The 21,364-nt window shown below is 40.8% G+C and carries 16 protein-coding genes; 9 read left to right on the top strand and 7 right to left on the bottom strand.

Features of this window, described 5'->3' with window-relative positions:
- Window positions 1–52 precede the first annotated feature (52 nt).
- Entirely contained in the window at window positions 53–3,667 is a 3,615-nt protein-coding gene (locus R8P61_34040) for a VCBS repeat-containing protein (GenBank protein ID MDW3652146.1), read from the top strand.
- A gap of 135 nt (window positions 3,668–3,802) precedes the next feature.
- Here the strand turns inward: R8P61_34040 and R8P61_34035 are convergent, their stop codons facing one another.
- Both R8P61_34035 and R8P61_34030 read right to left on the bottom strand, forming a co-directional pair.
- On the bottom strand, window positions 3,803–4,813 hold the full coding sequence (locus R8P61_34035; GenBank protein MDW3652145.1) for an IS3 family transposase: 1,011 nt from the start codon (window positions 4,811–4,813) through the stop codon (window positions 3,803–3,805).
- A 5-nt stretch (window positions 4,814–4,818) separates the two neighbouring features.
- Window positions 4,819–5,226, bottom strand: coding sequence for a hypothetical protein (locus R8P61_34030; protein MDW3652144.1), 408 nt, complete (start codon window positions 5,224–5,226; stop codon window positions 4,819–4,821).
- 311 nt (window positions 5,227–5,537) lie between these two features.
- On the opposite strand from R8P61_34030, the gene R8P61_34025 reads away from it, so the two are divergent.
- The 7 genes from R8P61_34025 (at window position 5,538) to R8P61_33995 (ending at window position 12,833) form a co-directional block, all read left to right on the top strand.
- Window positions 5,538–6,704 (top strand): alpha/beta hydrolase-fold protein, encoded by a 1,167-nt coding sequence (locus tag R8P61_34025; protein MDW3652143.1) that lies wholly within the window; start codon window positions 5,538–5,540, stop codon window positions 6,702–6,704.
- A 171-nt stretch (window positions 6,705–6,875) separates the two neighbouring features.
- Window positions 6,876–7,922: a helix-turn-helix domain-containing protein gene (locus R8P61_34020; protein MDW3652142.1), complete on the top strand. Its 1,047-nt coding sequence runs from the start codon at window positions 6,876–6,878 to the stop codon at window positions 7,920–7,922.
- 69 nt (window positions 7,923–7,991) lie between these two features.
- Entirely contained in the window at window positions 7,992–8,837 is an 846-nt protein-coding gene (locus R8P61_34015; protein MDW3652141.1) for a type II CAAX endopeptidase family protein, read from the top strand.
- 32 nt (window positions 8,838–8,869) lie between these two features.
- A complete protein-coding gene (locus R8P61_34010; protein ID MDW3652140.1) occupies window positions 8,870–9,817 on the top strand; it encodes a LuxR C-terminal-related transcriptional regulator in 948 nt (315 codons plus the stop codon).
- Between the two features lie 115 nt (window positions 9,818–9,932).
- Window positions 9,933–10,652, top strand: coding sequence for an SDR family oxidoreductase (locus tag R8P61_34005; GenBank protein ID MDW3652139.1), 720 nt, complete (start codon window positions 9,933–9,935; stop codon window positions 10,650–10,652).
- The gene (locus R8P61_34000) at window positions 10,633–11,688 is read left to right on the top strand and encodes an S-adenosylmethionine:tRNA ribosyltransferase-isomerase (GenBank protein MDW3652138.1); all 1,056 of its coding nucleotides are present in this window, start codon (window positions 10,633–10,635) and stop codon (window positions 11,686–11,688) included. The genes R8P61_34005 and R8P61_34000 overlap by 20 nt, the downstream gene beginning before the upstream one ends.
- Window positions 11,689–11,816: 128 nt before the next feature.
- Window positions 11,817–12,833, top strand: coding sequence for a hypothetical protein (locus tag R8P61_33995; GenBank protein MDW3652137.1), 1,017 nt, complete (start codon window positions 11,817–11,819; stop codon window positions 12,831–12,833).
- Window positions 12,834–12,904: 71 nt separating this feature from the next.
- On the opposite strand, the gene R8P61_33990 is transcribed toward R8P61_33995, so the two are convergent.
- The 5 genes from R8P61_33990 to R8P61_33970 form a co-directional block, all read right to left on the bottom strand.
- On the bottom strand, window positions 12,905–14,746 hold the full coding sequence (locus R8P61_33990) for a serine hydrolase domain-containing protein (GenBank protein ID MDW3652136.1): 1,842 nt from the start codon (window positions 14,744–14,746) through the stop codon (window positions 12,905–12,907).
- Between the two features lie 154 nt (window positions 14,747–14,900).
- The gene (locus R8P61_33985) at window positions 14,901–15,584 is read right to left on the bottom strand and encodes a LytTR family DNA-binding domain-containing protein (protein ID MDW3652135.1); all 684 of its coding nucleotides are present in this window, start codon (window positions 15,582–15,584) and stop codon (window positions 14,901–14,903) included.
- Window positions 15,581–16,591 (bottom strand): histidine kinase, encoded by a 1,011-nt coding sequence (locus R8P61_33980; GenBank protein MDW3652134.1) that lies wholly within the window; start codon window positions 16,589–16,591, stop codon window positions 15,581–15,583. Before R8P61_33980 ends, R8P61_33985 begins: the two co-directional genes overlap by 4 nt.
- A 6-nt stretch (window positions 16,592–16,597) precedes the next feature.
- The gene (locus tag R8P61_33975) at window positions 16,598–18,907 is read right to left on the bottom strand and encodes an outer membrane beta-barrel family protein (GenBank protein ID MDW3652133.1); all 2,310 of its coding nucleotides are present in this window, start codon (window positions 18,905–18,907) and stop codon (window positions 16,598–16,600) included.
- 131 nt (window positions 18,908–19,038) lie between these two features.
- Window positions 19,039–19,872, bottom strand: coding sequence for a CPBP family intramembrane glutamic endopeptidase (locus R8P61_33970; GenBank protein MDW3652132.1), 834 nt, complete (start codon window positions 19,870–19,872; stop codon window positions 19,039–19,041).
- Between the two features lie 201 nt (window positions 19,873–20,073).
- Here R8P61_33970 and R8P61_33965 point away from each other — a divergent pair, with 201 nt between their 5' ends.
- Complete coding sequence (locus tag R8P61_33965) at window positions 20,074–21,345, top strand: amidohydrolase family protein (GenBank protein ID MDW3652131.1); 1,272 nt, start codon at window positions 20,074–20,076, stop codon at window positions 21,343–21,345.
- Window positions 21,346–21,364: the final 19 nt, after the last annotated feature.

Here is a 21,364-nt window from a genome sequence, read left to right as displayed (position 1 = left end):
ATGTATTCCTGTGTAGATTCCATTCCGAACTCATATTACCTAGTCCTCTACTATGCGCATTCGATCTTTTATTCTTCTTGCATTGATCCATACATTTTGCCTGAATGCTTGTCAGAAGAAGCAAACGCTATTCGAACAAATGCCTGTTTCTCATACAGGGGTAGATTTTTCTAACAGAATTATAGAAAACGATACTTTCAACATAATTTCATTCGAATATGTGTACAATGGTGGGGGAGTGGGAGTAGGAGATTTTAATGCGGATGGGCTCGAAGATTTGTTTTTTACAGGAAATATGGTCGGCAACAAACTTTACCTCAATCAAGGGGATTTTAGGTTTAAGGATATTTCTACTCAGGCCGGTATCAGGTCAAAAGACCATTGGAATTCAGGCGTAGCGGTGGTAGATATCAATAATGATGGCTGGCTTGACCTCTATGTTTGCGCGACAACCTATGAACCCGGATCCCGGAGGCGTAATAGACTTTATATCAACCAGGGATTACAGGAATCAGGCGATAAGACCTCTATTACCTTTCAGGAAGAAGCTGCGGCATATGGAATTGCCGACGAATCACATACGACTAATGCAGCATTTTTCGATTATGATAATGATGGAGACCTGGACTTGTATCTTTTGATAAATCAAATGGATGAAAATGCCATACCTTCTTATTTCCGTAAAATTGTTTCAGATAGCACTTCTCACCGCACAGACAAACTCTACAGAAATGAATTCAATGAGGAGCTAGGGCATGCAGTTTTTACTGATATTTCAAAAGAAGCCGGGATTTCTATTGAAGGCTACGGTTTGGGGGTAAATATCAGCGATCTCAATCGAGATGGGTGGAAAGATATTTATGTAAGCAATGACTACCTGACCAATGATCTGCTTTGGGTCAATAATGGCTACAAAAAAGACAGCCTCCTGGGTTTTGAGAACAAAGCCTCTGCTTACATGAAACATACTTCCTATTCAGCTATGGGGAACAATATCGCAGACCTGAATAATGATGGTTTACTAGAAATTATTGCTCTGGATATGCTTCCAGAAGACAACCTCAGGCGGAAGTCCATGTTGGGCCCAAATAATTACATGTTTTATGTCAACAATGAGCGATATGGCTATCAATATCAGTACGTGCGGAATAGCCTACAATTGAATCAGGGGAATACTCCCGGAACAAAAGAACCGATTTTTAGCGAGATCAGTATGTTGGCTGGTATATCGTCAACGGATTGGAGCTGGACACCTCTGATTGCAGACTTTGATCAGGACGGTATGCGTGACCTCATCATTACCAATGGCTTTCCCAAGGATGTCACAGATCGGGACTTTATGGAATTTAGTGGAAAGAATTCCGCGCTTATAGAACGTGAGCGCCTCGAAAAAATGATTCCCTCGGTCAAAATCAGTAATTATGCTTTTAGAAACCGCCTGGATACAGTAGGGGGCGTTCCTTTTTTCGAGAATGTTACGCAAGACTGGGGACTAGACCGACATTCTTTCTCTAATGGAGCTGCTTATGCAGATTTGGATAATGATGGAGACCTGGATTTTATTTCTAATAATATAAATGACAGTGCTTTTATTTACAGGAATACACTTGTCGAACAAGATAACCCACAAAACAATTGGTTAAAGGTAAGATTTGCAGGAAGTGAAAAAAATCTCCAGGGTTTGGGTGCCATCGTTGACATCTACTATTCAAATGGGAAATTTCAGACATGGGAAAATACTCCCTATAGAGGCTATCTTTCCTCTGTAGAAATCGGTGCCCATTTTGGACTAGGAGCTACTACTATGATTGATAGCCTGGTGGTAATCTGGCAAGAAGGCAGGAAACAGACCCTTTATAAGCTTGATGTCAATCAGCAGCTAAACTTATCCTTTACGGAAGCACTGGAAATAGAAAATACTTCTCAGCATTCTGTTACATCAAATCCCCTCTTTACAGACATCACCAATACGCACGGATTAAACCATGTTCACAAAGAGAATGATTTCATAGACTTTAATATTCAAAGACTTCTGCTTCATAAATTTTCTCAATATGGTCCAGGATTGGCTGTGGGGGATGTGAATGGAGATGGATTGGACGACATATATAAGGGCGGATCTTCCCAAAAAGCAGGAAAATTCTTTATCCAGCAATCAGACGGAAGTTTCGAATCCAGGGACTTAATGGCTGAATCTTCTCAAGATAATATAAGAGAAGAACTTGGACTTTTATTCTTCGATGCGGATAATGATGGTGACCAGGATTTGTACTGTGTCAGTGGGGGATATGAATCCAACCAACTGGATAGCATGTATAAGGATAGGCTCTTTTTCAATGAAGGCGGAAATTTCACTCCAAAAGACGAATCTCTCCCCGATTTTTTGAGCAGCGGATCTTGTGTAAAAGCGAGCGACTTTGATAGGGATGGAGACCTGGATTTGTTTGTGGGTGGTCGCGTTCATCCCGCCCAATACCCTCGGCCTGTGTCTAGCTATCTATTGATAAATGATGGTTCTGGGAAGTTCAGTATAGGCAATGAAAGTCATGCAACCGCGCTTATCGACATGGGACTTGTTAGCGACGCATTATGGACAGACTTTGACAATGATGGTTGGATCGACCTAATGCTCGCGGGGGAATGGATGCCCCTGACATTTCTCCGAAATGAAGCAGGTGTTTTACTCAAGCATTCTGTCCCAGCCCTGGAGTCATCTACAGGATTTTGGAATAGTCTGGCAGCCGCTGACTTTGACCTGGATGGAGATGTAGACTATATCGCAGGCAATTTAGGTACAAACAGTTTGCTAAAAGCCAGCCATGAAAGACCAATTTCCATTTACGTCGCAGATTTTGATGCCAATAATCATCGAGCACAAGGTGCAGGGCTTGACGCCATCCCTAGTGCATATTTCCCCAATACGCAGGGAGAACTTACTGAATTTCCGTACTTCGGAAAGACGGATATGGAAAAACAGCTCATAACCATTAAAAAATTATACCTCTATCACAGAGATTACGCTTTGGCAAGTGTACCGGAAATCCTAATGCAATTTCCAGATATTGAACCGCTAGTATTACAGGCGACTTATTTACAAAGTGCCTACATAGAGAATTTGGGAGAGGGAAAGTTTCAAATACGAAGTCTGCCCCAGGAAGCTCAGCTTGCTCCGGTTTATGCAATAGCTACAGGTGATTTCAACCAGGACAACCTAGCTGACATGCTCCTAACAGGCAATGATTATGGAACAGAACTGGGAATGGGAAGATATGATGCGCTCAATGGCTTGGTACTGATTAATGATGGGAATGGAGAATTTAGTCCGCTTTCATTAGAAGAAAGCGGTATTTCAATTCCTGGAGATGGCAAAAGTCTGGTAAAACTTTTTACTCAAACAGATAATCTAGTGCTCCTTGCCGGGCAAAACCAAGGTCCATTAAAAGCTTTCAGTCAAGCAGTGGATCCCAAAAAGGTGATCACCCTGGACCAGCTGGATTGCGTCGCAAGGATACAGTTAAAAGACGGAAAATCATATCGGGAAGAATTACCGTATGGCAATAGCTTTCTTTCCCAATCGACACGTCGCTTATTTTTACCGAAGAATGTGATATCCGTAGAAATTGAGGATTCTAAAGGTAGGAAAAGGAAGCTGGTCATAGAAAACTAGGATACCATTTATCTGCTTATAGAATAGATACTCAACTCTATAGCTTTGCCAAATTTCTAAGGGACTTTTTAATCGTTTCATTTCCGTTAACATAATCTTAGACTGTCAAGCTATTTTGCGACAGGACCTTCACTCTTACCCTGGATTATTCGGACTGTTTTTAATTGATTGTTCAAGATTCAAAAAGGTATTCATTCTCCTCCCGGACTCTGTGTCTGGCGTCTTGCGGGGCAGGGGAGGAGAGACGGACGATACTGGATCGTGGGAGTCTCGTTCGTAATCCAGGGCCTGAAGTTTGAGTTTGCGATAGTCCTTCCATCTTCTTTTGAGCACACCTTTCTTTTTGTGCGCCTTAGCTGGTGTTAGCATATCACAGGATCTATGTGGCATCAGGGTATTGTAGGCTTTGATACCTCTTTGTACTTCTGCCAGGGCCAGTTCAAAATTGGGGAAGCCTTGTGTCATAAACACCTCATTCTTGAGCATCCCATTGACCCGTTCAGCAATGGCATTTTCATAGGATTCTCCCTCTGTCATACTAATTTGTATCTGGTTTTCTTCCAGGATTTCCACATAAGCATGAGAGCAGTATTGGATGCCTCTATCAGAATGATGGATGAGGGTTTGCTTAGGATCCTTTCGCTGCTTAATGGCCATGTTTAGGGCAGCTATAGGGCCCTTGGCTTCGAGCGTTCTGCCCAGATTCCAGCCAACGATCTTACGAGAGTAAGCATCTGTTACCAGGCTGAGATAACAGAAGTATCCGCCTACAGATATGTAGGTTATATCACTGACCCAGAGCTCATTAGCTCGAGCAGGTTGCAGCCCCTTGATCAGGTTGGCGTATTTCCGGAATCTGTGCCGGGAATGCGTTGTACGCGCTCTACGGCTGTGCTTGGGAACCAATAAACCCGCTGACTTCAGAATTCGATTCAGCCGATCTCGACCCATTTTGATGTAGTGATCCCGATAAAAATGCTTCAAACAGACGTGGAGCTTTTCTGTTCCCATGCGAGGAAGTTCCTTGCGGATGCGCCGAACTTTCTCCAGGATCAGTAGCTCCTGCATATCTTGACGCTCTTTAGTCAGGGTGGCTCGATACCAGGCCTGACGATGTCGGCCAAACACGCGGCAGAGTTGTGTCATACTCACTAAGGGGTAGTCCCTGCGTCCTTCCGCAACTGCTTGGCGCCAGCCTTTTTTCTAACCGGCATCTCAAATTCTTCTTCAGCTATACGGATGACTTTCTCGTACATCTGACGTTTGAGTTTTTCTTCTGCATAGGCGGCTTTGAGCTCGCGAAGCTGACGCTCTAGCTGAGCGATGCGCTGCTTGTTGGAGTTTTTCCTGGAATTCATAGAGTTAGGTGGTTTTACAGATAAAATGAAATTTCGGTAGTACTGGCAGTTCCACTTATGTAATAAGCTACGACTTACTCCATAGCTTTGCCAAATTTCCAACGGACTATACAAGCCCATACGATAGCGACTGACAAGCCGGTATTTAAACTCACCAGAATGCAGCTCGCTACTAAGCTTCTCTAAATCGTTAATCTTCATACACTTACTTACTAAGTGTCCCCTTTATCCAGCGCAAGACCTTCGGGCATATAATCATAATTATGTTAAGTTAGTATAATGAATGGGGAATTCCTGACCAGAAGCTTACGCAAAATCATAAAGCTGTCCCCATCTATAAGATTGAACTTCAACATTATAATATTAGACCATTTTCAATCGAAATAGATTTAGTATAGAGAGCTTGCGTGCAGCAGCTAGTCCAAAATAAACGTGCAATTTTGTTTCTTCCCCAATGATGATCATTTGGAAGATATTTGAATAAATATGATAGGATTAAAAAAACCTTTAGGATGAATAAATACACGCTCATAATATTGCTTCTCTTGACTACTGCTCCATTACTAGGGCAAGAGAGTACAGATTTTACCATTGGAGAAATTTTTGAAATGGATTCAAAGGCATTAGGCGAAAAGAGAGAATATATCGTGAGTCTGCCAGCTTCTTATCAGGGGGATGAGTTTTATGTCGAAAAAAATTATCCTGTACTCATCCTCTTGGATGGTCAAAGATTATTTCATTTGGTAAGTGCTATGATACATTCTATGAGTTCCGGAGGGATAGAACAGATACCAGAAATGATAGTTGTTGGAGTAAATCAGATAAATAGGAACCAGGAATTAGTCCCATTGGAAAGTGATGATGAACAAAGAAGGATTAGTTCAAAAGATTTCAGAAGATTTATTGAGGAAGAGCTTGTCCCGGAAATAGAAAGAAAATATCGAACCATTGATTGCAGGATCATAGTTGGCCATTCCTTTGGAGGATTATTTGTAATTGAAAGTTTTTTAGAATCAAATAATTACGAAGGCTACTTAGCCATAGACCCCAGTTTATGGTGGGCAGATGAAATATTGAATTTGAGGGCTAAAGAAATTCTTCAAAACCGAGACTTAAGACCCCTATCGATTTACATAAGTCAATCTAATAATCCCTTTGATGAAGGACTTGCTACAGGGCGATTGGGGAAAGCGATTCAAGGGTTTAAAAGAATATTGGAACAAACTTCAAGCAGAGACTTGCGGTACAAGTTTGATTTTTTCGAAAAGGAAGACCACTTTTCCATACCCTTGATAAGTCTTTATGAAGGCCTTCAATATTTGTTTAAAGGGTATAAATATCCTTTAAACGAGATCAAGAGTAAAGAGATCAAGGAAATAGACGAGCATTACAAGAGCTTAATGACTCGATTAGGAGGTGAAGTTTTACCACCGGGGAAATTGTTAAATCAGGTAGGATTGTATCTATTAAGGAATGAATCTATTGAAAAAGGAATCGCATTATTGGAGTTGAACAAAAAGTATTATTCAAATTCATACATTCCGTACAATAGCTTGGGAGAGGCATATTTAATCCAAGAGAATGAAGAACTGGCCTTAAAGCATTTCATGAAATCAGTAGAGATAAATCCAGGGAATGAACATGCAAGGAGGAGAATTAATGAACTAAGAAATGAATGAATGCCTACTATTTATTTGTCCTAAGGCATGAAATTCTTTTTTGGATTACTGTCTTTATGGGCCTGCTCAAAATCCCCAATGGAAATTTATTCTTAATAAAACCCGCTAATTATGATCTGACGGCTAAGTGTTTCGCTTCACAAATCGGCCCAAAAATCATAATTTAGGTCTATGCTTCTGAATTATATCTTGACGCTAGGAGGTATACAAGGCCTGATCCTGTCCTTTATTGTTTATTTTAAAAAGCCCGGCTTTCTGGCCAATAAGTTTTTAGCCTTTTTCATTTTTATTCTGGGCTTAGGCTGCCTCTTTGATAATAATTTACACCCCCTCTCTCTCGACCTGTTTATATGGGTTTGGGCAGGAAATTCCCTCCTGCTTTCCCCCCTACTCTATTTATACATTAGCTTTTCTCTAAACCCCAGGCCTGTAAACCCAGGAATTCTAGGCCATTTCTTATGCTTCTTCTTGATCAAAGGATTGGTGATTTTTGTCCATGTTCAAAACGTCTATCAAGATGACACATTCATTTTCTTAGGTACTTTCCTGAATTACTTTCTGATCCTGTATAACCTGATCTACATAGGATTGAGTGTTAAATTATTAGCTGCTGATCAGAGGAAAAGGGCAAACCAAAAACTGCTCGCCTTAATCAAATCTCTCCTAGGGATATTTGCCGCTTATAACGTCCTCTTCTTCATTCGGAGGATCATGAGTCAGTTTTATTTATTGGAATGGAGTTTTCTTGAAAACTACCTCTACCTGGGGGCAGCAATTCTTATCTACCTGATAAGTGTCAAAATCATTTATCAGCCAGATTTCCTGTACCAAAAAGAAAAGTATGCGAAATCTTCCCTCAGCAAGCAGGATATTGAAAAGTACGGTCTGAAGATTAAAGATTACTTTGAGAACCAGCGGATTTTTGTTGATCCGGAATTTAATCTGAATCGCCTGTCAAAGGATTTAGCCCTGGAAAAGCATAAGGTATCTCAAATTTTGGGAGATTATTTCGATGCGAGTTTTTATGATCTTTTAAATCAGTACCGAATTGAAGAAGTTTGCAGGCAGTTACTTTCTTCCAGGCATAAGAATTACAGTATCCTGGGAATAGCTTTTGATTGCGGATACCAATCCAAATCTTCCTTTAATACAGCCTTCAAAAAGATCAAAGGAGTAACCCCCTCGGCTTTCATCCGCCAACAAAAAAATCCCCATTAAGAGGTTCGATTTAAGTGGGGAGGACGATTTAGCGGTAAAATTTCGAATGTTTTGTGGAAAAGATATCCTATGAAAGCCCTGATTAAAAAGCATCCGATTGCCTCCTTTCTATTGATCAACTACTTGATCTCCTGGCCAACGCTATATATTAGTTACCAGATTATTCTGGCCGAAGAGTCTATTACTCCTATGGCTTTGATTGGTTTCATAGGAGCTTATGGTCCAAGTATCGCGGCTATTTGGGTACAGTATATAATCGACAAAACGCAGCTAAAGGTATTGCTTGGAAAACTCCTAAGATTTAAGGCAAAGCCGAAGGTTTATCTATATGTCATTTTTCTACCCATCCTCCTTTATTGTCTGGCTTATGCCGCTAGTGTATTGTATCAGGGAGAAATGCTGGGACTTGATGTATGGGCGGGCCTGACTTCCATTCCTCTTTGGTTTTTGGCTGCCTTGCCTTTTGGGCCTATGGGAGAAGAATTGGGTTGGCGAGGCTTTATGTTGCCAAAGCTCCTGGAAAAGCATTCCATTCTGAAAAGCACCCTATATGTTGGCTTGGCCTGGGGAGTATGGCATCTGGCTTCTTTTACTTTCCCCGGAGCAGCTATCCCCTCTTTTCTGTCGGTAAATGTATGGACAATTGGCTTGTATATGCTGAATACCATATCGCTGAGTATCCTTTTTACCTACATCCATTTTGTGTCAAAGGCTAGCGTCTTTTTGGCCATCTTGCTCCACGCCTTTTTTAATGCTGCTTCAAACATCGCCTTAGAATTTTTCCTGGAATCTTCGGATACCTTAACCCTTACGATTGCCTATATCTTAAATATGGTTCTGGCAGCAGGGCTAGGATTGATATTGCTAAATGGATGGAAAAAGAAAAACGGCAAACTACCCATATCCGAAAAATAGACTAGCTTGCTAATGGGAATCCGAGAATAGCTATGAGAGATAAAGAATATTTTTCCCATTTGTATGAGATAGCGAGCCATCTGAACCAGGAGTATTCTTTGCAAGCTGCCCTGAGGAAAGCCTTGCATAAAACGGTGAGCTTACTGAATCTGGAGACAGGATGGATATGGTTGATCCAGAAGGATAATAAATCTGTGTATCTGGCTGCATCCTATAATTTGCCTCCTGCCCTCTCCAATTATCCAGAGAGGCTTTCCGGCTGGTGCAGTTGCATTGAAAAATATTTATCCAATACAGTTTCTGAAGCCGAAAATATTAGCGAAATCACCTGTACTCGCCTCAAAGACATCAAATCGGAAACCCGTGATCTGAAATTTCATGCGACCGTTCCCATTTTTATACAGGGAGAAAAAGCTGGTATCCTAAACCTCCTGAGTAAGGAAAGCCAAAAATTGAGCGAGGAACAGCTATCGATGTTAAACACGATTAGTGAACTCATAGGGATTGCCATTCAAAGGACTCGTCTGCAAGATTTGTATAGCAGCCATTTACCCGAAAACAATCATTCGATCCGCGAAATTCTGGGGCGCGTTCTGACACCCAGATTAGATGAACTCTCATCAAATTTGCTGAAGTTTAAATCCGAACTTCCAGAATCAGAAAGAATCAATGCTTCTCTTGAATTGCTGGAAGAGATCGCCGAACAAATAGCACTGATCCGTCAAGGACTTCATAAGGAGCAGAAAAAGCAGGAAAAAGCTATCCAATTTCAGTATCCCTCTTCACCCCTAACTAGCAGGGAACTGGAAGTTTTGCAATTGGTCCGCAAGGGACATACGAACAAACAGATCGCAGAACATCTGTATATCACAGAGCGGACGATCAAATTTCACCTCTCCTCTATTCTTTCAAAATTACAGGCAGAGACTCGAACCGAGGCGGTAGATACGGCCCTTAGGCGAGGCCTCCTCAGTCTGTAGTCCTAGACTTTTTTATTGCTACCTGTACATAAGTACAGGTAGATTTCTAGTCACAGGTACGTTTTACGCGAGTGGGCAGCACAGGATATTTGTATCAAATAATAACACGAATATCATGTCAGAAAAAATTGCCTTAATCACGGGAGCATCCAAAGGATTTGGATATGCCCTCGCAAAATCCCTCGCCAGCAAAGGCTGGAAGTTGCTGATAACTGCCAGAAATTCTTCCCAACTATTCAGGGTAAAAACAGAGCTTTCCACCTATACTGAAGTAATAGCTGTATCCGGTGATGTCAGAGATGAAGTTCACCTTTTAGAGCTGGCCCAATTACTAATGGATAAATCCTGGAAACTCGATCTGTTGGTAAACAATGCCTCTGCCCTGGGCCCAAGTCCAATGCTTCCTCTTTTTGAGCATCCCATTGAGCAAATGCATATCGTCCTACATACCAATATGATTGCTCCCATTTCTCTTTTACAGAAAGTAAAAGATCAATTACAAGAGGCTGCGAAAATCATAAACCTGAGTAGTGATGCTGCTGTCGAGGCCTATGAAAGTTGGGGCGTATATGGAGCAAGTAAAGCCGGCTTGGATCACATGAGCGCTATACTTGGGAAGGAAAATCCCCAATACAGATTCTATGCTTTTGATCCCGGAGATATGCGTACCGATATGCACCAGGCTGCCTTTCCCCAGGATGATATCTCAGATCGACCTTCTCCAGAAGAATTTGCCCTGCCCGCAATATTGAAACTCATAGAAAATGACTTGCCCGGAGGCAGATACACCCCACAATTACAAACAGAAAAGAATTATGAAAACCTTAGTCAATAATATCATTCAATTTGACCTTCCTGATTCTCTTGCCTGTCCCCTGCCTACGGAAAGGCGAAACATAAAAAGAGATGAGGTTCGATTATTGGTCAGTAAAGATTCTGGAGAACTTCTACATGATCATTTTCATCAGCTTGATCATTATTTATCTCCCGGAGATGTTTTGGTCGTCAATACCTCAGCAACTATTCCTGCTGCGCTTCCCCTAAAACTATCCGGAGGAATTCCTGCAAAATTACACCTGAGTACCAGACTATCGGAGAGAAAATGGCTGGTTGAGATTAGAGAAATTCAGGGCGATAAAAGTATACGTTGGAAAGAGGGCGAGCAAGGGATGATTTTTGATTTGCCAGCAGGAGGAAGGATCCAATTGCAAGAGCGGCATTATAGAGAAGAACATTTGCTTGATCTTTGGAAGGCAGAAATCCATCTGGATCAGGAGCTGGAAACTTACTTGGCTAAGCATGGACGTCCAATCAAATATACCCAGCTAAATGAGTCCTATCCCCTCTCCTATTATCAGACTCAATTTTCCTTTCATCCCGGCAGTGTTGAAATGCCTTCAGCCGGAAGGGCCTTTAGTTTAGAATTGATGAAAAGATTAATCAGGAAGGGAATTGTATTCGCGCCTATCCTTTTGCACTGCGGGGTCTCCAGCCTGGAAGAAGGAGAAAAACCCTATAGCGAATACATGGAGGTAAATCCCCTTTCTGCCTTGCGTATCAATGAGGCAAAACGAATGGGAAAAAGAATAATTGCAGTCGGAACAACCGCCATAAGAGCTATAGAAAGTGCTGTAAATGAAGCGGGGATCATAGAGCCTTACAGAGGGAAGACCGACTTATATATCCATGAAAGTTACCCCATAAAAGTGACGGATGGATTATTGAGTGGCTTTCATGAGCCTAAAGCCTCTCATTTACATATTCTACAGGCTTTACTGGGTTTCAAGCATATAGAAAGAGCCTATAAAGAGGCGATTCGTTCGGCTTATCACTGGCATCAGTTTGGAGATTTGCATTTGATGTTGAAATAGTCCTGAGATGTATGGAAAAAAGGTCTAAATAGGCCTTTTTTCATACTTTTTACCTCCTCTCTCCTCTTGTATTGAGCCCCTCCCAGTCAATAGTTTTGTACTGGATATTCATCAAAAGCTTTATACAAATGAGACGAAAAAAAATATACACTGCTAGCGTATTACTCTTCTTTTGCCATTCACTTATTGTTCAGGCTACTGCTGCTCTTCCCAAGGGCCCTTCCGTAGAAGACAAAATTCGAATCAAGGAAGCCATTTCAATCAAGGATCGTTTTGCTAAAAATATCTGGGAGGGCATGGAAAATACGCCTTTCGCCTTGCTGCTAATTACAGATAGTGTTGAATACCTGATGTTTCATCCCAATCCCAGTGCAGAATTTAAATCATTGGGGCATGATCCTATGTTGGATACAGAAATTTATGGGAGACCTCAGGAATTGAATCCGGGATTTCTGGCAACTTTCCCTCTATTTGATCATATCCCTGTCGTAATTGTAGGAACCCCCGAAAACACGGGCAAATCTTCTTCCGAATGGATCATCACCTTGCTTCATGAGCATTTCCACCAATTTCAAATGTCCGATAAAAGTTATCAATCGGCAGTTGCGGAATTGGGTTTGCAAGGAGAGGATCAAAGTGGAATGTGGATGTTAAACTATCCCTTTCCATATACAGATTCATCAGTACAAGAAGTTTTTCAGGAATACGCTATGTCTCTATCTCTACTGATCCAGGAAGGAGAAAAAGAATCCTTTCAGTCAGTCTTAAAAGAATACCGGCAGAGTCGGAAAAAGCTTAAAGAAACCTTATCAGAAAAAGACTACAGCTATTTCTCTTTTCAAGTATGGCAGGAAGGAATTGCCCGCTATAATGAATGGGCCTTTTTACAGGAAATGAAAAATTACCTTCCGAGCCAGGATTGTCAGCAATTGGAAGACTTTGTCCCCTTTCCCAAAGTTACGGAGGATCTGTATGCAAGAGAATTGGCCCGACTCATAAGATTAAAGCTGGATACCGGTCAGAGGACTTCTTTCTATTCTATCGGTTTTGGGGAAGGAATCCTTTTGGACAAACTCAATAAGGAATGGAAAAAGAAATACCTTAAGGATAAGTTCTATGTGGAGAATTATGTTCAAACGCCTTGAAATAAGATGATGGAGGTCTGTTTCCTGAAGCAAGCAAATCGCCTGGACAGTAAGTGGGAAATCATCCTTTATCAATAACTCCACAATTTCAATCCAATAATACCGATGTCCCACAAGTACATTGAAATTGCTAATGCCCCAAAAGAAGTGGCGACATAAAAAAGTTGAAAGCCTCTTTTCTTGGGTAATTTAAAGCACCTATATATGGAGAATAACGTCATTGCGATCAGGGCATACGAACTCACATACATGAGCAATGAAGAGAAACTTAAACCTGTGAAGGACTTTGGATCACTTACTGAGCCTCCAAATCCGACAAAAGTCAGGCTAAAAAAGACAGCAACCCCTAGAAGCGCCAGATGATTGAAAGGATATGCTTTATCTTTTTTAAATGCATTTCTAATGAACCAGACCAAAGCATAGATGGTAAAAGCCGCTAAAAACAAGAAGGAAAAAAGCAGGCCAAAAAAGATGAGTAATCTTTTCAGTCTTGATTTCTTTTCCGTGTAATGATCATTTATCCAAAAAACAGCTTCTTCAGAATCCGTCTCTATCAAGATGGCAGAGGGGACTCCTTCATTATTTACATAAAATTGATTATTGCCCGCATAATATAAGGTGTCTTTGGCTTTACCCAGAAGCGTTCTCGTAATCAGTTTTTCTTTTTGAAAATCCAGGATCAAACCGGCAAGCATTTTATCTGTAAAGCCAATAAGTTCACTCTTGGGGCTATTGAATTCATAGAAACCGGAAAATTTGTTTTTTATAGAATCGGGAATAGCATAAGTAAGCCTCCCTTTTGGAGCATGATTTTGGTTGCCGAGGAGGTGCCTCAGGATTTCATCGATCAATTCATTTGCATTTCCGTTTCGATTGATGGCTACCGCTACGCCAATATCAGCCTCTTTTGAATAGACATATCTCGAAGTAAATCCTTCAATTTGCCCGCCATGACCGTGAAAGAGGAAGCCGTTTTTCCATAAGGAATAATTTCCCAATCCATATCCCACAGACAAACCATGCTTTGCGGCAATACTTGTTCTGGGATTTTCGATCCTTTCTAGTTCAGCCCTTGTAAAAATCGAAGTATCACGCCTTAGCATGTACTGAAGGTAGGCAGCCATATCGCTTGCATTGGTACAAAAATCCCCTGCCGGCCCTCCATTTATAGTGGTGAATTCTATGGGGCTAAGGCTTATGCCGATTCTTTGATATCCTTGGGCAAATAATTTATCCTCAGGTTTTTTAAAATAAAAGCCCGACAAATTCATGCCTATAGGATGCAGGATATTTTCTTTGATATACTGATCAAATGAGCCCCCAGCTATTTTTTCGATCAAATGTCCAGCTAGAATATAGTTGGGATTTGCATATGCCTTCTTTGTACCCGCTTGCCATCTTGCGTGTAAAGATTTTCGATGGTCTTCCAGCATATTTCTTATGGGAGGGAGCGTACTGTCTTTTTTATTATAAATGGCATGCAGATGAAAATCTTCAAAACCTGAAGTGTGTTCTAAGAGATGTGAAACTCGCACGGGAGCATCAGCTTGCCAGGGGTTTGTGAATGGAATTTCCGGATCTATTTCTCGTATGGGACTATTCAGTTTGTAAGGTGAATCTTTGAGCAATTGAAATAGGCCCAAAGCCGTAAATGATTTAGAAATGGAAGCCTGTCGAAACAGATGTTGCGCGCTAACTTTTTCATTCTTTTCAATATCTGCATAGCCAATTCCTCCTACAAAAATCAGGCTATCCGATTTCACAATGCTAATCATTGCACCCGGAATCAGCTTCTCCTGAATAAAACTTTCCAGACTATCTATAAGGACTTCCGTATTTTTTTGTCCGAAAGCTAGAGATGAATGGATCAGCAATAAAGCTAAGATGAGTGATTGGCTACAAAGTTTTTTCATGGACACCTCTTTTGATCCCAAAATGAGGGAAGCGGCTTAGAGGATAAAGTTTATGTGACGAATGAGTTGGGAAGCGGGATGAAATGGGGGGATGATTTTTTTAAACGTATCAAGTGCTTATCACTCAAACCCAGAAAGATCAGCTCCTACCCTACTAATGACGAGACTTGACCAGGGCAAAAAAGGGCTCTCTAAAGGTTTTTCCAATAGGTATATCGGCTGTAGCAATCTTGATCACATTGCCCTCGATACTCTCTACCTTTTCAAAATTAATGAGGTAAGAACGATGGACCCGTATAAATCCTGCATCCTTTAGTTTCTCTTCCCAATTGTTGAGGCTGTCTTTAATGAGGAATTTATTTTCCCCAAAGTATATCATGACATAATCTACCTCAGCCTTTATGTAGAGGATATCTGATTTTACTATTTTCTTGAAAGTTCTGTCTGCATACACAAATATGGAATCGGGAGAGCTTTCTTCCTGTTCGGGTAGTATTTCTTTTTGAACCCGAAAGATCGCCTTAAGAAATCGCTGATAAGAGAAAGGCTTCAGCAAATAATCAGATACGGCTTCTTCAAATGCATCAATGGCATATTCGCGATAGGCAGTTGTGATAATGATAGAAGGTCTTTTTTCCAACGTCCTCAAAAAATCCAGGCCGTTTAGCTCAGGCAATTGAATATCCAGAAATAAGAGATCAATTTTAGCCAGGCCAGGCAAAGAAACTTCTGATACAGAGGTATAGACTCCTACACATGATAAATCAGCGGTGCGCTCAATATAATTCAAGAGTAATTGTTGAGCGGGTAATTCGTCCTCTATTATGATACATTTCATGCTAAATCCACTTTCATAATGACCTTATAAAGCTCCTCTTCCTGAGCTGTATGTAAACTAAATCGATCCGGGTATAATAAATGCAAGCGTCTGAGGGTCGTTTTTATGCCTATTCCACTTCTTTTTAAATTTTCTGATTGGGATGAGGCAAGTTCCGGACGAAATTGATTTTGTACGATAAATTCAAGCTGCTTCTTTTCAATACGTAAAAAGATATTCAGCAATAAATTTTCCCCTTTCATCATGCTGGTATATTTAAAGGCATTCTCTACAAAAGGAATTAAGAGAAGAGGAGGAATAAGTGTATGGGGTTTGTCGGTTTGTACCTGAAAATCTACGGCTATTTTTTCACCTAATCTGGCTTTCTGAAGACTTATATAATCTTCTATAAAATTAACCTCTTGTATCAAAGGAACCTCTTGTTTTCCTCCTTCGTGTAGGAGATAATGCAAATTGTCTGAGAGTTTCAATATTTTCTCAGCGAGGGACTTATCAATCTCAGTAGCATTGGCATAGAGCATATTGAGGGTGTTGAACAAAAAATGAGGATTGATTTGAGCTTTCAAACCTTTTAGTTCGGCCCTCACTCTTTCCTCTTCGCTTTTTTGTAAGGCTTGCTGACTCAAAATGTATTTTTTAAAACCGACAATCGCCAGAAAGAAGGTATTGACAAAAGCATATTCTACAGATTTGTTGATTAAACACAGGCGGAAACTGCAATTGCAATCGCTCACTTTCAGGGAACAATTCAAATAAATCAAGGCCCCGATCAAAGCAAGAAGAATGGGAATAAATCCGGGATGTTGGGTGAGAAACTTAAAGGAAAAGTAAGTCAGATAGACAGAAGTAGCAATCAGGCCCAGATTTAAAAGAGATTCATAGAGTTCGAACCCAAAATCATACTGATCCCCGAATTTGATGACTGGATAAAAGAAATAGACCAACCAAAAGACAAGATGAAAGAGTATTTCAATTTGTAATAGCCTGGGACGATTAAGAGTTTCCATTAAATATTAATCAATGATTCCGCTGCCGTATCTTCTCGATTTCTTGTTTCGTTTTTTGAGATCGTTTTTGCCGAATAGATAAGAGAAGGATAAATAAGCCACTCTTGAGCGAGGATTGGTGATGAAAAATTGCTGAAATCCATCCCCCGAATTTAAGCCTTCCCGAACCTGGGTATTGAGAATATCAGTCAGCCTAAAGCCCAGATTAGCTCTGTTTTCCAGGAGCTTGTAGCTTACACCCATATCCCATTTCTGGTTAAATGCACGGGTGTAATAAAAGGAGCTTTCCGGAGAATTATACCTCCAGGAAAGGTTGATCGCTAATTTGGAACCCAGGCTAAACTGGTTTCTGAAAAGAAGGGAATATCTGCGTTTGAAATTTCGGATGAATCCAATCTGGTCGTTCCTGAATTTTTCATAATTCCAATTAAAGCCGATTGTGTAATTCCACCACTTTGCGAAAGTCGCACTCAGATCCAGTCCCGTACCCAAAACATCACTTTTCCCATTATTGAAATAAGAGTAAATGGTTACTCCTTCCTCATTTATGTTATTGTTCTGAATAATGAGGTCCTGCTTTTGACGATAAGAAAAAGAAGGGCTAATCCTGAAGTTTTCGGTTTGGAGGATAAAGGATAAGTCGAAATTATTGGAGAATTCTGGCTTTAGATCCGGATTGCCCTGATCAACAGTAAATTCATTGGATTGAATTCGAATAGGATTCACCTGATACATGCGAGGACGAGAGGTCCTTCTATTGTATCCTCCTACCAATGTCAGTTGCTTATTGATTTTATAGCTAAGGTGGACAGAGGGAAAAAGGTTGGCATAATCATTTTTTAGCTGAGGTTCAGTTGAAGAAAAACTTACTTCCCTTTTAAACAATTCTCCTCTTAGGCCAGCCTTGACCGTTAGTTTGTCCAGCGAAAAAGTGGAGATTAGGTAAAGTGCATGGGTAGACTCCTGATTCTGAAAGCGATCTTGAGTTTCGATTTCATCTAAGGTATTAAAGAAAAGGCGATTATTGCTTAGTCGTTGATTGTTCCATAAATAGCCCGCTTCAAATTTTGAGGATTCTCCGATCTTTTTACCATAATCGACCGCCACATTTGAAATCGCCACATCATTATCTGAGAAATTGTCTCTTATTTCCAGATTGGGTTTGAAACTGGCAGATAATACATTCGAATTGTCGGAGGCCTGGGCATCTATCTCCAGGTAGTGATCTTTGGACTCAAAATAATGCCGATAGTTAGCATTGAGATTTAGGGTTCTGTGGATGTGATTTGAGAGCGATGATTGAAATACGGTATCATTCTCTTGAATGATGTTCCCCTCATTGCTCATCGCATGGCGGTTATCGGTAAAATTCAGGCCCAGGGTAAACTCATTATGTTCATTCGCAAACCAGTCGATGGATCCATTTATTCCCCAAACATCTCCATCAAATAAAAAACTGTTCCATTGTTCAAAAGGACCGATCCCGCTCCGAATTCTATAATTCTCATGCCTGAAAATGTTGTTTCGATAAGAACTGCCCAATCTATAATTGAATTTCTTGCTCCCATAGCTGAGTGTTGTGCCGAGATTTCCTCCTTTTAAGGTATTCACTCCTGCATTCAGGCTTCCGTTTATTCCTCTTTTTACTTTTTTATGGGTAATGATATTGATAATACCCGTCAATCCATCCGCCTGGTATTTGGCAGAGGGAGAAGTTATGATTTCTATGGATTCAATTTCATTGGATGGGATCTGTTGCAATAATTCCGCATTACTGAGTGGAGAGGGTTTGCCATTGACCAGAACATTGACATTGCTACTTCCCCTGAGAGATATACCACCTCTGGGATCGACTTGCACTTCGGCCAATTGTTCAAGAACTGTATTTGCATCGCCTCCTACAGATAATAAATCATTCCCGACCGTAATGACTTTCTTGTCAATAAATTGCTCTATAGTGGTTCTTTGCCCTTCGATTGTTTGCTCTTCCAGTGAAAGGACTTCCACATTCATTTCAATATCAAGCTTTTTATCAGCTTGTATTTCAAGCTTCTGGGTATAACTTTCATATCCAATGAAATCAACCTTCAGGGAATAATTCCCCTTCGGAATATTCAACTGATAGCTTCCATCTTTTCCACTCGAAACACCATCGACAAAGTTCTGGCTACTATCTGATAATACAAGGGTTGCAAATGGAATTCCTTCTCCTGTTTTGCTATCCCTGATTTTTCCAGATAGGGATTGTGAATGTAGTGCCAAAGGGAAAGAGCACATGAAGAAGATTGAAAGGAAAAGGAGTATGGCTCGGGTCATAGTTGGAGATTATTTTGTTCCATCCCCAAATTATATTCCTAATGGGTAGATTAAAAAAATAGTCTGTCAACCTTTGCCCTGCATCTGTCAACATCAGGAAAAAGACTGATTTTAAGAAAAACCCTAAGGGCTTATCTGATTTTGCTCAATTTCCAAAAGGAGAATACCAAAGCCGAGATAGAAGCGACAGCGAAGAGAAGCAGGAGGACAAAGGATTTGTCTATGCCTTCTTGAAAGATGTTTTCTGCAGCCAGGGATTTTGCTAACTCCAGATTCTGCCATAACCAGAAGTAACTGATGATATCGACCAGGCTATGGATGATAACTCCTGGTATAATTGAATTTGTGAGATAAGCCAGGACTCCCCATCCTAAAGATCCCAGAAAAAACAACAAGAGCAATTGAGGCGCAATGGTCGCATTGGGAAGGTGTAATAGGCTAAAGAAAAGCGCAACGATCAATATGGCAATGGCAGGAGCATATTCATTTTCCATCGGTTTTTGCATATAGGCTCGAAAGGCAATTTCTTCAATTACCCCTGCAACTACAGAGGTCATAATTATCAGAGCCATTACCATGAAGTCTGAATAGACACTGATCCGTTCTATCTGCTCAATTTGCCCGGAAGGGAAGTCGATTAGCCGAGTACTGATTAGGATTAATAGAAGCAGACTACATCCCAATAAAATGGCAGAAATCCATGCCCATAATTTTTTGCGAGGTTCAAGCTTATATGCTCGCATCCAAAGCTGGCGTTTTTCCTGAGTAGATTTGGGTTTCCATTTTCCATTCAGATAATTCCAAATGAACCAAAGACACAGCGCCATAAGAGGGAAAGCCCAGGGAATAGAAGGAGTGCTCTTTATATTTGCCAAAGCCAAGAGAGACCAAAGCCTGGTGCCCAGTTCAAGGATGAGAAAACCTATCAAGATAGATCGTAGCCAGATCGGGATTCGTAGTTTCATAGCTTTTGTTCTTTAGCAAGATGCGCTATAAAATAGGTCGCAAAGGTGATAGCTATACTTACAGTTTCGCCAGATTAGAATTGTAGTTCTATATTTTTTTTTGAAAGCAGAGAACTATTAGAGGAAATGGAGCATCCTATTCATGTCATTACACATCATGTCGGTTAGCCTTATTCAGGCATTGCTCATAACTAAGAAAAAATGAAATTCCACAGACTGCTACTCCTGCTCATCCTTCCTTTTTTCCTCCTGGGAAACAGTCAAATCCAGAAAGATTCCAGACTTCCTTCCTCTTTCCAGGAGTCTAAAAGCATAAAGCTGATTAATGGGAACTGGTTCAATGGAGAATCTTTTGATCAGCGAACAGTCTGGGTCGAAAATGGCCTATTGAGTTTTGAAGGAAAGGCAGATTCATATGATACCCTCATAGACCTTGGTGGGAAGTATGTAATTCCCCCATTCGCTGAAGCTCACAATCACAATTTAGAAAGTGATTATCAACTGGAAGAGCGTATAGACTCTTATTTAAACAATGGAGTTTACTATGTAAAACTGCTTTCCTCCATCAAAAAACGGATCGATCCCCTCATGCATCATTATAATAATGCAGAAGGAGTGGATGTAAGTATGGCCCATGCGCCCTTGACAGCTTCAGGCGGACACCCGATAGCCATTCGGAAATTGTACCTGGATCGAGGATATTTCAGGGGTCTTTTTAATACCCTCGAAGAGGTCGAATCACATGGCTATTTTGTCATGGACGATCTGAATCAGCTAAAATCCAAATGGCCTCAGGTTCTCTCCTTTTCGCCCGACTTCATTAAACTAAATCTCCTGTATTCAGAAGAATATGAGAAACGCAAAAATGATACAGCCTATTTCGGTCAGAAAGGGTTGAATCCGGCGCTGGTTCCCGAAATTGTTGCCCTGGCACATAAAAGCAATTTGCGAGTAAGTGCTCATGTAAATACGGCCCATGATTTTCATGTAGCGATTGAAGCAGGGGTGGATGAAATTGCCCACTTGCCGGAAATACGCAATGGCAAATCCATCTCTCGAGCAGATGCCAAATTGGCCAAAGAAAAAGATATTACCCTGGTTACGACCATTTCTCTACTGAAAAAGAGAGAAGATTCACCCGAGTACAAGGATTTACTTCAAAACATCCGCTCCAACTTACAAATCCTGAAAGAGGAAGGAGTGAGACTTGCCATTGGTTCAGATATGTACAATGATACTTCGGTTGAAGAGTTCCAATTCTTGCATAGCCTCCAAATCTTTAGTGAGAGGGAACTGCTGAAAATGTGGTGTGAGAATGCTGCAATTACGACCTTCCCCAATAGAAAGATTGCTTATCTAAAAGAGGGATATGAGGCAAATTTCCTGGTGTTGAATAAAAATCCTTTGGAAGACATCAGCGAGATCAACAAACATATTGACTTGAAAATCAAAGAGGGGGTGATCCTGAAGTGATTTCAACCTATTAACCTTT

It is taken from the genome of Bacteroidia bacterium, from assembly GCA_033391075.1.
Lineage (GTDB): Bacteria > Bacteroidota > Bacteroidia > J057 > J057 > JAWPMV01.
Note: the sequence above shows the minus strand (reverse complement) of the source record. Positions and strands in the feature narration are given on the sequence as shown.